Source organism: Limnohabitans sp. JirII-29, from assembly GCF_003063395.1.
Classification (GTDB): Bacteria; Pseudomonadota; Gammaproteobacteria; order Burkholderiales; family Burkholderiaceae_C; genus Limnohabitans.
This window is the reverse complement of sequence record NZ_NESB01000003.1, coordinates 204,246-219,806: the sequence shown is the minus strand read 5'-3', so window position 1 is coordinate 219,806 and position 15,561 is coordinate 204,246. Positions and strand designations below refer to the sequence as shown.

Annotated in this window: 12 protein-coding genes; 4 read left to right on the top strand and 8 right to left on the bottom strand. The window is 59.5% G+C overall.

Translation table 11 applies throughout. The features are described from left to right. The first annotated feature begins 34 nt into the window (after positions 1–34). Entirely contained in the window at positions 35–1,054 is a 1,020-nt protein-coding gene (locus B9Z39_RS06135) for a TRAP transporter substrate-binding protein (RefSeq protein ID WP_108301066.1), read from the top strand. A gap of 8 nt (positions 1,055–1,062) precedes the next feature. Here B9Z39_RS06135 and ppc read toward each other — a convergent pair whose 3' ends face one another. From ppc to B9Z39_RS06100, 7 genes are read right to left on the bottom strand one after another with little or no spacing between them, the layout of a single operon-like run. Further along, positions 1,063–3,936, bottom strand: a complete 2,874-nt coding sequence (ppc, locus tag B9Z39_RS06130; RefSeq protein ID WP_100144994.1) for a phosphoenolpyruvate carboxylase — start codon at positions 3,934–3,936, stop codon at positions 1,063–1,065. 24 nt (positions 3,937–3,960) lie between these two features. After that, positions 3,961–5,568, bottom strand: coding sequence for a glucose-6-phosphate isomerase (gene pgi / locus B9Z39_RS06125; protein ID WP_108301065.1), 1,608 nt, complete (start codon positions 5,566–5,568; stop codon positions 3,961–3,963). A 32-nt stretch (positions 5,569–5,600) separates the two neighbouring features. Further along, positions 5,601–6,248: a bifunctional 4-hydroxy-2-oxoglutarate aldolase/2-dehydro-3-deoxy-phosphogluconate aldolase gene (gene eda / locus B9Z39_RS06120; protein WP_108301064.1), complete on the bottom strand. Its 648-nt coding sequence runs from the start codon at positions 6,246–6,248 to the stop codon at positions 5,601–5,603. Positions 6,249–6,262: 14 nt separating this feature from the next. After that, entirely contained in the window at positions 6,263–8,095 is a 1,833-nt protein-coding gene (gene edd, locus B9Z39_RS06115; RefSeq protein WP_108301063.1) for a phosphogluconate dehydratase, read from the bottom strand. Further along, positions 8,092–8,853: a 6-phosphogluconolactonase gene (pgl, locus tag B9Z39_RS06110; protein ID WP_100144985.1), complete on the bottom strand. Its 762-nt coding sequence runs from the start codon at positions 8,851–8,853 to the stop codon at positions 8,092–8,094. The genes edd and pgl overlap by 4 nt, the downstream gene beginning before the upstream one ends. Continuing rightward, complete coding sequence (gene zwf, locus B9Z39_RS06105) at positions 8,853–10,319, bottom strand: glucose-6-phosphate dehydrogenase (protein WP_108301062.1); 1,467 nt, start codon at positions 10,317–10,319, stop codon at positions 8,853–8,855. The genes pgl and zwf overlap by 1 nt, the downstream gene beginning before the upstream one ends. Continuing rightward, entirely contained in the window at positions 10,316–11,164 is an 849-nt protein-coding gene (locus B9Z39_RS06100; protein WP_108301061.1) for a MurR/RpiR family transcriptional regulator, read from the bottom strand. Before B9Z39_RS06100 ends, zwf begins: the two co-directional genes overlap by 4 nt. A gap of 134 nt (positions 11,165–11,298) precedes the next feature. Between B9Z39_RS06100 and murI the strand changes: the two genes are divergently transcribed. Together murI and B9Z39_RS06090 are read left to right on the top strand one after the other, a co-directional pair. Beyond that, positions 11,299–12,117, top strand: a complete 819-nt coding sequence (gene murI, locus B9Z39_RS06095) for a glutamate racemase (RefSeq protein ID WP_108301221.1) — start codon at positions 11,299–11,301, stop codon at positions 12,115–12,117. A 71-nt stretch (positions 12,118–12,188) separates the two neighbouring features. After that, entirely contained in the window at positions 12,189–14,570 is a 2,382-nt protein-coding gene (locus tag B9Z39_RS06090; protein ID WP_108301060.1) for a YgiQ family radical SAM protein, read from the top strand. An 8-nt stretch (positions 14,571–14,578) separates the two neighbouring features. On the opposite strand, the gene smpB is transcribed toward B9Z39_RS06090, so the two are convergent. After that, a complete protein-coding gene (smpB, locus tag B9Z39_RS06085; protein WP_108301059.1) occupies positions 14,579–15,055 on the bottom strand; it encodes an SsrA-binding protein SmpB in 477 nt (158 codons plus the stop codon). A 27-nt stretch (positions 15,056–15,082) separates the two neighbouring features. Between smpB and B9Z39_RS06080 the strand changes: the two genes are divergently transcribed. Continuing rightward, positions 15,083–15,535, top strand: a complete 453-nt coding sequence (locus tag B9Z39_RS06080) for a type II toxin-antitoxin system RatA family toxin (RefSeq protein ID WP_108301058.1) — start codon at positions 15,083–15,085, stop codon at positions 15,533–15,535. Positions 15,536–15,561 lie beyond the last annotated feature (26 nt).

Genomic DNA, 15,561 nt, shown 5'->3' with positions numbered 1-15,561 from the left:
ATTTTTCAAAACCTACCCCTTCCAGGAGACTCGCATGAACACCCTTCGTCGTACCTTCGTGGCCGCCATGGTCATCACCACGCTGGCCGCGTCTGGCGCCTTGATGGCTCAAGACATCAAGCCACGTTTGATTCGTTTTGGCTACGGCTTGAACGAGCAAAGCAACCAAGGCCGTGCGGTCAAGGTGTTTGCCGAGCAGGTCGAAAAAGCCTCCGGCGGCAAAATGAAAATTCGCGCCATTGGCGCTGCGGCATTGGGCCCCGACACCCAAATGCAACAAGCCTTGATTGGCGGCGCGCAAGAAATGATGGTGGGCTCTACCGCCACCTTGGTTGGCATTACCAAAGAAATGGCTTTGTGGGACACCCCGTTCTTGTTCAACAATGCCAAAGAAGCCGATGCGGTGCTCGATGGCCCGATTGGCAGCAAAGTCATGGACAAGCTCCAAGACAAAGGTTTGGTGGGCTTGGCCTATTGGGAAAACGGCTTTCGCAACCTGACCAACAGCAAACGTCCTGTCAACAAGCTAGAAGACATGAACGGCATCAAGCTGCGCGTGATGCAAAACAACGTGTACCTCGACAGCTTCAAGTTGTTGGGCGCCAATGCTGTGCCGCTGCCTTTCTCTGAGTTGTTCAGTGCGCTCGAAACCGCCACGGTAGATGGCCAAGAAAACCCCTACAACACCATCTTGTCGAGCAAGTTCTACGAGGTGCAAAAGTACCTCAGCATCACCAACCACGTCTACAGCCCCTGGGTGGTGACGGTGAGCAAAAAATGGTGGGACGGCTTGAGCAAGGCCGAACAAAAAATCTTGGCCGATGCCGCCCTTGTCAGCCGCGACTTTGAACGCAAAGACACCCGTGAAGAAGCGGCCAAGGCCTTGTCTGACTTGAAAGCCAAAGGCATGCAAATCAACGAACTGCCCGCGTCAGAAGCAGCTCGTATGCGCGACAAGCTGACCCACGTCAATGCCAGCATCGCCACCAGTGTTGGCATGGACCTGTGGCGCGACACACAAGCTGAGTTGGCACGCTTGCGCGCTAAGAAGTGAGCCCAGCCTCAACCGGTATTGCGTAAACCTGCTGCAATGCCGTTGATCGAAATGTGAATACCCCGCTGGGCCCGCTCGTCGCGGTCTTGCGGGCGTTTGCCTTCACGGTAGCGGCGAATCAGCTCCACCTGCAAATGGTGCAGCGGGTCGATGTAGGGGAACCGGTGACGCATCGAGCGCTCAAGCGCCGCGTTGTTGACCAAGCGTTGTTTTTCACCGGTGATCAACCTCAAGGCATGCGAGGTGCGGTGCCATTCGGCTTCGATCAGCGCAAAAATCTTTTTGCGCAAACGTGTATCAGGCACCAGATCGGCATAACGCGAAGCCAGCCCCAAGTCGCTTTTGGCCAGCACCATGTCCAGGTTGGACAACAGCGAGCGAAAGAACGGCCACTGCCGCTGCATTTTTTGCAGCAAGGCCAAAGCCTCTTTGGGTTTGAGTCGTGGGTGGTGGTGAATGAACTGGTCCACGCTGGAACCAAAGCCCAACCAACCAGGCAGGGTTAAACGGCACTGGCCCCAGCTGAATCCCCATGGAATGGCACGCAGGTCTTCGATACGCGGTGCGCTTTGACCGTCTTTGGGGCGCGTTGCCGGACGTGAGCCTATGTTGAGTTCGGCAATTTCACGGATCGGCGTAGCCGCAAAAAAGTACTCAGTGAAGCCCGGTGTTTCGTATACCAAGCCACGGTAAGCCGCCATGCTGGCTTCGGACAAGTGTTGTGCTGCGTCCAGAAAAACTTGGGGTGCTGACTTCGTGGCTTGCAGCAGGGTGGCTTCCAGTGTGGCGGCAACCAGAGTCTCCAAGTTGCGTCGGCCAATTTCAGGGTTGGCGTATTTCGAGCCAATCACCTCGCCTTGTTCGGTCAAGCGAATTTGCCCACGCACCGTGCCCGGTGGCTGGGCCAAAATGGCTTGGTAGCTCGGCCCACCGCCGCGTCCCACCGTGCCGCCTCGACCATGGAACATGCGCAAGGTGATGTCGTGCTGCTTGAACAGTTGGTCAAACAATTCGACCAAGGCCATTTCCGCGCGGTACAGCTCCCAGTTGCTGGTGAAGATGCCGCCATCTTTGTTGCTGTCCGAGTAGCCCAGCATGATGTCTTGCTCAGCCCCGCTGCGTTGCACCAATCCAGCCACACCGGCCACGCCATACAAGCCGCCCATGATGTCGGCAGCGCGACGCAAGTCGTCGATGGTTTCAAACAACGGCACCACCACCAAGTCGCAGGTGGATGTTGGGCTGCCCAGGGTGCCGCGCATCAAGCCTGTTTCTTTTTGCAGCAACAGCACTTCCAGCAAGTCGCTCACGGTTTCGGTGTGGCTGATGATGTAGTGGCGAATGGCGTCTGCACCAAAGGTTTTGCGCATCTCACGCGCGGTCTCAAAAATCGCTAGTTCTTTCATGGTCAAGGCGCTGTAACTTGCGCCCATCACGCGCAAGGGGCGTGCGTCGTGCAGCAACTGTGTCAGCACAGCCACACGGGCGTCTTCGTCGAGTTGGCGGTAATAGGCCTGCACACCTGCGGTGGCTAGCAGTTCTGCCACTACTTGTTCGTGCTGGTCCGAGCTTTGGCGCAGGTCCACCGTGGCGAGGTGAAAGCCAAACACCTCAACAGCACGCATCAACGGGGTCAGACGTTGGGCCATCAACGCGCTGCCGTGCTGCGCTTGCAATGAATGGGCGATGGTGTGCAGATCGGCCAGGAGTTCTTGCGCCGATGCGTAAGCGTTTTGGGGTGCTACGGCGTGGCGGGCCGCATCGCCCCCTGTCAGGTCTTTCAGGCTGGCAGCCAAGCGGGCATACATGCCCGTCAAGGCGCGGCGGTAGGGTTCGTCCTGGCGGTGCGCATTGGTGTCAGGTGAGCGCTCAGCCAATGCTTGCATCTCAGGGGTGATGTTCACCAGCATGGCCGACATCGACAACTCGCTGCCAAGAAAATGCAGTTCTCTCAGGTAGTGACGCAGTGCCACCTCGCATTGGCGCCGCAAAGCAAAGCGCAGTGTGTCGGCGTTGACGTTGGGGTTGCCATCGCGGTCACCACCAATCCACTGGCCCATGCGCAAAAAGCTGTGCACATGGCTATGGCCTAACGCGGCTTCCAAGTCTGCGTAGAGCTTGGGAATTTCGCTCAAAAACGTGGCTTCGTAGTAGCTCAGTGCATTTTCAATCTCATCCGCGACGGTGAGCTTGGTGAAGCGCAGCAAACGGGTTTGCCACAGCTGCAACACGCGGGCACGCAATTGCTGTTCATTGGCTGCCAGCTCGCGTGCCGCCAAGGCGTCGGGTTTGGCCTGGCGGTGCAGTGGCCATCCAGCCCTTGACTGGATGTCATCGCGCTGGGCCAGCAACTGGGCAATGTCGCGTTCTGCGTCCAAGATGCTTTTGCGTTGGACTTCGGTGGGGTGTGCCGTGAGTACGGGCGATACATGGCTGTGCGCCAAGGTTTGCACAATGCTTTTGGGGGCAATGCCCGCAGCGCGCAAGCGGCTGAGCGCCAGCGACAAACTGCCATCTTGGGTATGGCCCGCACGTTCGTGCACAGCACGACGGCGAATGTGGTGTCGGTCTTCGGCCAAATTAGCCAAGTGGCTGAAATACGTGAATGCACGAATCACCCGTACCGTGGCTTCACCGCTGAGTGAGGCCAGCAGTTTTTTCAGCGCTTTGTCGGCATCGGCGTCGGCATCTCTTCGAAATGCCACCGACAACTTGCGCACCTGCTCGACCAACTCGTAGGCTTCGCGCCCTTCTTGCTCGCGGATCACATCACCCAAGATGCGTCCCAGTAGCCGAATGTCCTCGACCAAGGGCTGCTCGTTGCGTTTGGTTTGCGCCTGGGCTTTGGTCGATGTTTTGGCAGAGGCCGGGGGTTGTGGCATGTGCGCTTTCTTGGCTGGACTGAGTCAGTGGACGGGGGCTTTGTTCTGAGATGCTTCTATGTCTTGGGCCATTTTTTTGCCCAACTCAACCCCCCATTGGTCGTAGGCATGAATGCCCCAAATGGCGGCTTGGCAAAACACCTTGTGTTCGTACAGGGCCATCAAAGCGCCCATGCTGCGGGGGGTGAGGGCGTCCACCCAAATGGTGGTGCTGGGCACATTGCCGGGGTAGCTGCGGTGTGGGGCTAGGCGCTGCACGTCGGCTTCGTCCATGCCGCTGTCACGCAAGGCTTGCACGGTTTCTTCGGGGGTGCGGCCCAAGGCCAAAGCTTGGGCTTGGGCTTGCATGTTCAGCAGCACCACACGGTGGTGTTCGGCAGCAAAAGGCAGCGGGCTGCGTTCGGTGCGCAGACCAATGAAGTCCATGGGCACCAAGTGCTTGCCCTGGTGGATCAACTGAAAGTAGGCATGCTGACCGTCAATGCCCAGGCCGCCCCAAATCACCGGGGCAGTGGCCACCTCGACAGGGCTGCCGTCGACATGCGTGCGCTTGCCGTTGGACTCCATCTCCATCTGCTGCAAGAACGAGGCGAACTTGCCCAGCGGTGACGCATACGGCGCAATGTTGTGGCTACTGGCGCCCAAGAAGTTGCGGTTCCACACGCCAAACAAGGCCATCAGCAAGGGCAAGTTTTGGTGTGCCGGTGCAGACATGAAATGTTCGTCCATGGCGCGCGCGCCCAGCAGCATGTCTTGGAAGGCAAAGGCACCAATTGAGATGGCCAAAGGCAGGCCAATGGCTGACCACACCGAATAGCGTCCGCCCACCCAGTCCCAAAACCCAAAGGTGTGCTCAGCGCTGAAGCCTTGGGCTTGCGAGATGTGGGGGTTGGCCGTGACCGCAATCAAATGCTGGTGCAACTGGTCTGGCGGGCAGCCCGCATCCAGCAACCAGCGCTTGGCCGATGCGGCCAAGGTCATGGTTTCTTGGGTGGTGAAGGTTTTGCTTTGCACCACAAAGGCGGTGCGTGCAGGGTTGAGCGTGGCCAGTGTGGTGTACAGGCTCCAGGCGTCCACGTTGGACACGTAGTGCACCCGCACCTTGTTTTTGAAGCTCTCGCGCGTGAGGTGGCTCAAGGCTTCGGTGGTCATGCGTGGCCCCAGGTCTGAGCCACCAATGCCCAGATTCACCACATCGGTGATGGCCTCGCCTTCATGGCCTTTGAGTTGACCTTCGCGCACCTTCTCGGCAAACATGCACACGCGCAGCAGTTCCTGCCCCACTTGTTTTGAAATCTCCGGTCCCCAGGGCGGGTTGGGCACATGGCTGCCACGCAGGGCCACGTGCAGCACGGCGCGTTGTTCGGTGGTGTTGATCGGCTCGCCGCGAAACATGGCCTGGGCCTGGGCCATCACGGCAGATTCATCGGCCAGCGCCAAGAGCTGTTGCAGCACCTCGGGGTTGATGCGTTGGCGTGCGTAATCGAGGGTGATGCCAGCGCCACTGGCGTGGAATTGGTCCACACGGCGGGGGTCTTTGAGCAAATCGCGCAGGTGCGGTTGCGGGCTGTCTGACAGAGCTTGAAGCGCTTTCCAAGCGTGGCGGTGTTGTGGCGGGACGAAGGTGGTCATGCAGAGATTTTCGTCAAATTTAGAGGGGTTCTTTAAAGGCCGTTGGCGATGCTGCTGGCTTCACGTGCCAAGCGGGTGATTTCGGCCCAGTCCCCGCGTTGCACCACATCCAGTGGCGTCAACCAAGAGCCGCCCACCATGGCCACGTTGGGCAGCTTCAAAAACTCACCCATATTCATCAGCGACACGCCACCTGTCGGGCAAAACTGCATGTCGCCCAAGGGGCCTGCCAAAGCTTTGAGCATGGCCAACCCACCGGCTTGAGCGGCGGGAAACAGCTTGACCAGTGAGAAGCCATGGTCGCGCGCGGCCATCACCTCACCGGGCGTCATCACGCCTGGCATGAACGGCAAGCGGCACGCCATGGCGGCTTGCACCAAGGCGTCGGTCATGCCGGGCGAGAGGGCAAACCTCGCGCCCGCTGCTTGCACGCGCGCCATCTCGTCTGCGCGGGTGACCGTGCCGGCGCCCACGTGCATGTGCGGCACATGCTTGGCGACTTGCTCAATGGCAGGCAGGCCTGCGCTGTGGCGCAGGGTGATTTCCATCACATCCACGCCGCCTTCGAGCAAGGCATGCGCCATGGGCACGGCTTGGTCGGGGTGGGTGATGACGATGACGGGCACCACGCGTGAGGTGAAGGCGGGGCTCTGAAAGGTGGGGTGTGTCGGCTGGGTCATGATGTGTCTTGGTATCAGGCGTGGTGAACATGTGAAAGCAGCGGTGAGGCACCGTCTTCGGCATGGGCGGCGTGGTCACGGAACAGGGCAAACAAGTCACGTCCAGTGCCGCGTTGGTTGGCCGACAGGTCAGGTGTGGGCGCCACACGCGCGGCCAGTTCGGCATCGCTGACTTCCAGTTGCAAGATCTGCGCATCGCAATCCAGGGTAATCATGTCACCGTCTCGCACCTTGGCAATCGCGCCACCGTCCACGGCTTCGGGGCTCACATGGATCGCGGCAGGGACTTTGCCCGACGCCCCCGACATGCGCCCATCGGTGACCAGCGCCACTTTGTAGCCCTTGTCTTGCAGCACACCCAACACGGGGGTGAGCTTGTGTAACTCGGGCATGCCGTTGGCTTGTGGGCCTTGGTTGCGCAGCACCGCCACAAAGTCACGTTCCAGTTGCCCCGCTTTGAACAATTCAGCGAGTTGTTTTTGATCGGTCATCACCAGCGCCGGCGCACGCACCAGGCGGTGTTCGGGCTTGACCGCCGAGACTTTGACCACGGCGCGCCCCAAGTTGCCCTTCATCAGGCGCAAACCGCCGTCTGCACTGAAGGGGCGCGAGGCAGGGCGTAACACGGCTTCGTCGCCCGATTGGGTGGGCACTTCGCGCCAGGCCAGTTGTCCCTGGTCGAGCCAGGGCTCCACGGTGTAGCGCTGTAAACCGTGGCCCATGAGGGTGTGGACATCGGCGTGCAACAAACCCACGCCAAGCAACTGCGCGATCAAAAATCCCATGCCGCCTGCGGCCTGAAAGTGGTTCACATCGGCGCTGCCGTTGGGGTAGACGCGGGCCAGCAAAGGCACGCAGGCCGACAGATCGGAGAAGTCGTCCCAGTTGACGATGAGTCCCGCTGCACGCGCCATCGCGATCAGGTGCATGGTGTGGTTGGTCGATCCTCCGGTGGCCAGCAAACCGACGATGCCGTTGACGATGACCTTGGCATCGATCTGGTGGCCCATGCCCGCGTTGGGGGTTTGGCTGAGTTCCACCGCACGCTGGACCGCAGCCGTGGTGAGGGCTTCACGCAGCGGTGTGCCTGGGTTGACAAACGATGCGCCTGGCAAGTGCAAGCCCATGATTTCCATCAACATTTGGTTGGAGTTGGCGGTGCCGTAGAAGGTGCAGGTGCCAGCGCTGTGGTAAGCCGCTTGCTCGGCGGCGAGCAAGGTGTCACGGTCAACCAAGCCTTGGGCGTATTGCTGCCGTACCTTGGACTTGTCGTCGTTGGACAGACCCGACGTCATGGGCCCTGCAGGCACAAACACGGCGGGCAAATGGCCAAACTGCAAAGCGCCCATGAACAAGCCCGGCACGATTTTGTCGCACACGCCCAAAAACAAAGCGGCGTCAAACACGTTGTGCGACAGACCCACGGCTGTGGCCAAGGCAATCACATCGCGCGAGAACAGCGACAGCTCCATGCCGTCTTCGCCTTGGGTCACACCATCGCACATGGCGGGCACGCCACCGGCCACTTGCGCGGTCGCGCCCACGGCCCGTGCTGCGGCGCGAATTTTTTCTGGGTAATGCTCATAGGGCTGATGGGCTGAGAGCATGTCGTTGTAGGCCGTGATCACCCCCACGTTGGGCTGACGTTCTTGGCGCAGCACCAGTTTGTCGTTGGCGGGCATGGCGGCGTAAGCATGGGCGGCATTGGCGCAGCCCATGCCACCGCGGTACGGGCCGGGTTTTTTGGCTTGTGTCAGCACTTGGAGGTAGGCCGCGCGGGACGCCACGCTGCGTTGCTCAATGCGCTGGGTCACCGCGCTCAGGGTGGGGTTCAAGGGTGTGGTCATGACGAGATCCAAAGAGAAACAGGGGTGTGGGTTTGGTGCAGCAGGTGCGACACCGGATATGCGTTGCTGCGTTGCTGCCAAGCCTTGCGCAAAGTGTTGAGCTTGTCCGCGCCGCTGATCGGCAGCACGATGTGGCGTGCGCGCAGCAGTTGCGCCAGTGTTTGTGTGATGCGCGGGTAGGGCGCATTCGCAGGGGGCTGTGCGAGTGTGACGCCTGCACACACCTGTGTGTTGTGCAGGTCCAGCATGTCGGGCAAATTGGGTGCGTCGGCAAACAACGACGCGATGTGCCCGTCCGCGCCCATGCCCAGCACCATCACGTCGGGGGTACCAGCCGCTTGCAGTGCAGCACCGGCGGTTAGAACCAACTGCGACAAGGGGGGCAGCGGTTCAGCGGCTTGGCTCACCATGGGCACCCAGCGCGCGGCATGCGCCTGGTCTTGCAGCAAATGCGTGGTCACCAAGTGGGCGTTGCTGTCGCCATGGGTGCAGGGCACGCAACGTTCATCGGCCAGCGTGATGCGTACCTGGGCCCATGCAATGGGCAGAACGCGCAACGCATGAAACAAAGCCACCGGCGACTTGCCACCCGACACGCCCAACACCGCCACGCCACGCGCGTCGATGGCAGCGGTCAAACGCTGGGCGATGTCTAACGCCAGGGCTTGTGTCAATTCAGTCGTTGCACCGGTGTGCGCCGTGATGTTGGCACGAGGTGCGCTGAGCCAAGGGGCGGTGGATGTCACATCGCTGGACATCAGATTTCCTCGAACCACGACAGGTTTTCGCGTGCCATCAGCGCCGACGATGCGGCGGGCCCCCAACTGCCGGCCGAGTAAGCACGGGGTTTGTCGTCCAGGGCTTTCCAGCCCTCCAAGATGGGTTCGACCCACATCCACGCGGCCTCCAATTCGTCGCGGCGCATGAAGTGGGTCAAACGGCCCTTGATGACGTCCATGAGCAAACGTTCATACGCTTCGGCGCGGCGCTTGTCGGAGGACTGTTGCAGGTCTAGCCCGAGTTTGACCGGGTGCAAGGTCATGCCAGAGCCGGGTTCTTTGACCATCATGCCCAACTGAATGGATTCTTCGGGCTGCAAACTGATGATCAAACGGTTGGGTTCGTGTTGGGCCGTGGTGCCAAAAATGGAGAAGGGTTGATCGGCGAACTCGATGATGATTTCGGATTGGCGCTTTTGCATCCGCTTGCCGGTACGCAAAAAGAACGGCACGTTGGCCCAGCGTGCGTTGTTGATGTGCGCGCGCAAAGCCACAAAGGTTTCGGTTTTGCTGTTGGGCGGCACGTTGTGTTCTTCTTGGTAGCCCACGACGGCCACACCTTCAGAGGCCCCAGCGGTGTACTGGCCGCGCACGGTGTCACGTTTGATGTCGGCCAAGTCCATCTTGCGCAAGGAGCGCAGCACCTTGAGTTTTTCATCGCGCACATCGTCTGCATCGAGCGAGATGGGCGGCTCCATGGCCACGATGCACAACAGTTGCAGCAAATGGTTTTGCACCATGTCACGCATGGCACCTGCACCGTCGTAAAAACCGGCTCGGCTGCCCACGCCCACGGTTTCGGCCACGGTGATTTGCACGCTCTTGATGTACGGCGCGCGCCACAAGGGCTCGAAAATCGCATTGCCAAAGCGCAGCACCATCAGGTTTTGTACTGTTTCTTTGCCCAAGTAGTGGTCGATGCGGTAAATCTGCTGTTCGTCAAAGTAGCGCGCCACATCCGCGTTGATGGCGCGTGCCGAGGCGAGGTCGGTGCCGAGTGGTTTTTCAAGCACCACACGTGCTTGCGCATCCACCAAGCCAGCCTCTGACAGGTGGGCGCAAATTTGTGTGAACAGGTTGGGCGCTGTGGCCAGATAAAACACACGCAGTGCCTGCGCAGTGCAAGCCGCTTTGAGCTTGGCGTAGTCCTCCGCGTGTGTCACGTCCAGGCTGACATAGTCCAGGCGTGCCAAAAAGTTTTGCCAGTCGCTGGGGGTGAGGGCTTCTTTTTCAATGAAGGCGGGGGAGTGGCTGTCGACGAAGTTCAGGTACTCGTCACGCCGCCAGTTTTGGCGGCCCACGCCAATGATGCGGGTGCGGGCATGCAGTTTGTCATGCAAGTTGGCCATGTAGAGCGCAGGCAAGAGTTTGCGAAACGACAAGTCGCCCGCACCGCCAAAAATCACGATGTCTTGTGCGCCGACTTGAGTGGGTTTGGAGTTCATGTGTACCGCTTTTGAAGAAGGTTGTTTTTCATAGTGCGTAGCATGGGTTGCAGTTGTGTACTGCCCAAGCGCAAAGCCACGGTGGTGGCCAAGACGTCGATGATCATCAGGTGCAGCAAGCGCGACACCATGGGGCTGAAGCGCTCGTAGCTCTCGGGGTGATCGGCCGCCAGGTGAATCTGCCCTGCTTTAGACAGTGGCGACCCAGAAGCGGTGATGACCACCGTGGTGGCACCGTTTTTACGCGCAATGTCACAGGCATCCAGCAAGTCGCGGGTGCGCCCTGAGTTGGACACCAAGACCAGGCAGTCGCCCGGTTTGAGCAGCGATGCACTCATGATTTGCAGGTGACCGTCGCTGTGGGCGATGGTGTGAAAGCCCAAACGAAAAAACTTGTGTTGCGCGTCTTGCGCCACGATGCCTGAGTTGCCCGCGCCAAAAAACTCCAGGCGTTTGTTTTTTTTGTGGGTCAGCACAATGGCTTGCGCCGCTTGCTCGATGGCAGATGTGGAAGCGTCGTTGCGGTATTTCAAAAATGCAGCCACGGTGTTATCAATCACTTTGACCAACACCTCCGAGGTGCTGTCTTGCGCGCCCACGTTGCGGTGGATGAAGGGCACGCCTTCGCTCAAGCTACCCGCCAACTTGAGTTTGAAGTCGCTCAGCCCGTCGTAGCCCAGACTGCGACAAAACCGCACCACGGTCGGTTTGCTCACCTGCGAGCGTTCGGCCAATTCGACCACTGGCAATTTGGCAAAAGCCCGTGGGTCACGCAGCAGCAATTGGCCCACGCGTTGCTCGGCAGGGGGCAAGGAGTTGAGTTGACTTTCGACGCGTTCCAGCATGTGTGCGGGGTTGGATTTGTAACTTGGTTACGTAATTTTAATGGATTAAATGACTTTTATGTAACTTTGTTACTTTGTGGCAAGCGCCTACCGATGCGCCTGGGCGAGAATCAGCGCTCTTGCTTTTTCAACCCATGTCGACGCACCACCCCACGCCTGAGCCGCTGCCTGTTTTTGACCATGCCATTGGCGTCTTTGACTCTGGTGTGGGCGGGCTGTCGGTGTTGCGCGCCATTCGCGAGGCTTTGCCGGGGGAAGACTTGGTGTACGTGGCCGACTCCGGGCACGCGCCCTATGGTGATCAAAGCGAAGCACACATCACACAACGCACGTTGACGGTCGGTCAGTGGTTGGCCCAGCAGGGTGTCAAAGCCATCACCATTGCCTGCAACACCGCCACGGTGGTGGCTGCACGCAGCTTGCGCGAACACACCCATTTACCGGTGGTGGCGATTGAGCCGGCCATCAAACCCGCTGTGGCCTTGACGCGTACAGGTGTGGTGGGCGTCTTGGCGACGCGTCAAACGGTGCAAAGTGAGAGCGTGGCCAGGTTGTGCGCGCAGTACGGCGAAGGCAAACGTATCTTGTTGCAAGCCTGCCCTGGTTGGGTGGAGTTGGTGGAGCAAGCCAATTTGCACGGTCCTCACACCGAGGCGCTGCTGCGCCAGTTCATCGCGCCTTTGGTGGCGCAGGGGGCCGACACCTTGGTGTTGGGCTGCACGCATTACCCGTTTTTGCGCGACACCATCCAGCGTTTGGCGGGTGAGGGGGTGACCCTGATAGACCCCGCAGAGGCCGTGGCACGCGAGCTGGTGCGCCGTTTGGGCAATAACTTGCACACGCAGGGCCATGGGTCGACACGGTTTTTCACCACCGGGGACGTGGTCCAGGTGCAGCGCGTGGTGGCTCATTTGTGGGGTGACAGCGCCACGGTGCACGCGCTGCCATCCTGATCCAGGGACTTGGGGCCCTGAAAGACCTTGCGTCAGCCCGAATTCGGGCAAACCCGTAAACTCGGGGGCTCATGAATGCCTACGCCGACGTCTCTTTTTTCCCCCGCAACGCCAAGCCGCTGACCAGTTACCGCAAGTACTGGGCGGCCCGCTTCGGCACGGCCCCGTTTTTGCCGATGAGCCGCGAGGAAATGACCCAGTTGGGTTGGGACAGTTGCGATGTGATCATCGTCACGGGTGACGCTTATGTGGACCACCCCAGTTTTGGTATGGCCGTGATCGGGCGCATGCTGGAGAACCAGGGCTTTCGTGTGGGCATCATTGCACAGCCCGACTGGCAAAGCGCCGACCCGTTCAAGGCGCTGGGAAAACCGAATTTGTTTTTCGGCGTGACCGCTGGGAACATGGATTCGATGATCAACCGCTACACCGCGGACCGCAAAATTCGCAGTGATGACGCCTACACGCCGGGCGATGTAGGCGGCAAGCGTCCCGACCGCGCGGCCTTGGTGTACAGCCAGCGCTGCAAAGAGGCCTACAGCGATGTGCCGATTGTGTTGGGCGGCATCGAAGGTTCGCTGCGCCGCATTGCCCACTACGACTACTGGTCGGACAAGGTGCGTCGCTCCATCGTGGTGGACAGCAAATGCGACCTGTTGCTGTACGGCAATGCCGAGCGCGCGATTGTTGAAATTGCGCACCGTTTGGCCGCTAAAGAACCGGTGCAACAGATCACCGATGTGCGTGGCACCGCCTTTGTACGCCGTGAAACGCCTGAGGGTTGGTACGAAATTGACTCGTCGAGCATCGACATTCCTGGCCGCGTTGAAGCCCACGTCAACCCGTATTTGATGGTCAGCGAGCAGGCCAAGGCCCAAGGCCAAAGCTGTGCCCGTGAAGACGAAGCCCAAGCGGTGGCCGATGCCGCCAACGGGCCCGGGGCGCAGGCTACGGTCGCGCCCCTGAATTTTGTGCCCAACCCCAACATGCCAGCCTTGCAGGGCAAGGGCAAACTCAAAGTGCCGCCGCGTGACCGCAGCGTGATTCGCTTGCCCAGCTACGACCACGTCAAGTCGGACCCCGTGTTGTACGCCCACGCCAACCGTGTGTTGCATTTGGAAACTAACCCTGGCAACGCCCGCTGCTTGGTGCAGTCGCATGGCGAAGGTGTGACCGCACGCGATGTGTGGATCAACCCACCGCCGATTCCCCTGACCACCGCCGAGATGGACTTGGTGTTTGACTTGCCCTATGCCCGCAGCCCCCATCCGGTGTATGCAGACGAACACGGCAGCCACGATGGCGCCACCAAAATTCCAGCTTGGGAGATGATTCGCTTCTCGGTCAACATCATGCGCGGTTGTTTTGGCGGTTGCACGTTCTGCTCGATCACCGAGCACGAAGGGCGCATCATCCAAAGCCGCAGCGAAGACTCGGTGATTCGTGAGATCGAAGATATTCGCGACAAGGTGTCGGGCTTCACGGGCGTCATCAGCGACTTGGGGGGGCCCACCGCCAACATGTACCGCATTGGTTGCAAAAGCCCCGAGATCGAGGCTGCATGCCGCAAGCCAAGCTGTGTCTACCCAGACATTTGCCAAAACCTCAACACCGACCACAGCTCACTCATTCACATGTACCGCCGTGCGCGGGCCCTGAAGGGCGTGAAGAAAATTTTGATTGGTTCCGGGCTGCGCTACGACTTGGCGGTCAAGTCGCCCGAATACGTCAAAGAGCTGGTGACCCACCATGTGGGCGGCTACCTCAAGATCGCGCCCGAGCACACCGAGGGCGGGCCACTCTCGAAGATGATGAAGCCCGGCATCGGCAGCTACGACAAGTTCAAGCAGATGTTTGACCGCTTCTCCGCCGAAGCTGGCAAAAAGCAGTTCTTGGTGCCGTACTTCATTGCGGCCCACCCGGGCACGCGTGACGAAGACATGATGAACCTGGCCTTGTGGCTGAAGAAAAACGGCTTTCGTGCCGACCAGGTGCAAACCTTTTACCCCAGCCCCATGGCCACGGCCACGGCGATGTACCACTCGGGCAAAGACCCTCTGTCGCGTGTGACACGCACCAGCGAGGCAGTGGACATCGTGCGCGGTGAACGCCGTAGGCGCTTGCACAAAGCCTTTTTGCGCTACCACGATGCCAACAATTGGCCGCTGTTGCGAGAAGCCTTGAAAGCCATGGGCCGTGCCGATTTGATTGGCAATGGCAAGCACCATCTGATCCCGACGTTTCAGCCGCTGACCGACGGTGGATATACCAGTGCGCGGCGCAAAAACAGCACTGTCACAGCTAAACCTGGTGCGGCCAAAGCAGGTGTGGCGAAGACGACCATGCGCAACGAACCCACCAAAGGGCGGGTGCTGACGCAACACACAGGGTTGCCGCCACGGGTGAACGGTTCGCCCAAGCCTGCTGCGGCCAAGCGCAAAACAGCGCGTTGAGCGCCGCTTTATTTGTGCCGACTTTTCATGGCACGCTCGACCTCGCGCTTGCCTTCGCGGTCTTTGATGGTGTCGCGTTTGTCGTGCTCGGCTTTGCCCTTGGCGAGGGCAATTTCGCATTTGATCTTGCCGTTCTTCCAGTGCAGGTTGATGGGCACTAGGGTGTAGCCCTTTTGCTCGACCTTGCCAATCAGACGTTTGATTTCGTCTTTCTTCATCAGCAGTTTCTTGGTCCGCACAGCGTCGGGGCTGATGTGTGTGGATGCCGTATGCAAAGGGTTGATTTGACAGCCAATGACATACAGCTCGCCATCGCGAATGACCACATAGCCGTCGGTGAGTTGCACCTTGCCTTCACGTGCGGCTTTAACTTCCCAGCCCTGGAGCACCATGCCGGCTTCAAACTTTTCTTCAAAGAAATAGTTGTAGGCGGCCTTTTTGTTGTCGGCAATGCGGGTTGAGGTAACAGGTTTTTTGGTGGCCATGGTGCTTCTTACAATAGTGGCTATTCTATGAAAACCGTTCACAAGTCCGTTCTTATTTGGTTCAGCGCTGAGGAAATGTTCGCCTTGGTCACCGATGTGGCCCGTTACCCCGAGTTCTTGCCTTGGTGCGACCGTGCGTCTGTGCTGTCGCAACACGGCGATGACATGACGGCAGAGATTGGCATGGCTTTGGGTGGTTTTCACAAAAGCTTCTCAACCCGCAACCAGCATGTGCCTGGACGTCAGGTGAAGTTACAGCTCATCGACGGCCCCTTCAAGCATTTGGATGGCACGTGGGACTTCCACCCGCTCACTGATCCCAACACCCAAAGCCCACAACGCGCGTGCCGCATTGAGTTAACGCTGAACTACAGCTTTGACAGCATGTTCGGCGCCTTGGTGGGGCCTGTGTTTGACAAGATTGCATCCACCTTGGTGGATGCGTTTGTCAAGCGGGCAGAGCAGGTGTACACATCTTGACGTCCCGCACCCCACCCACTGCCGTC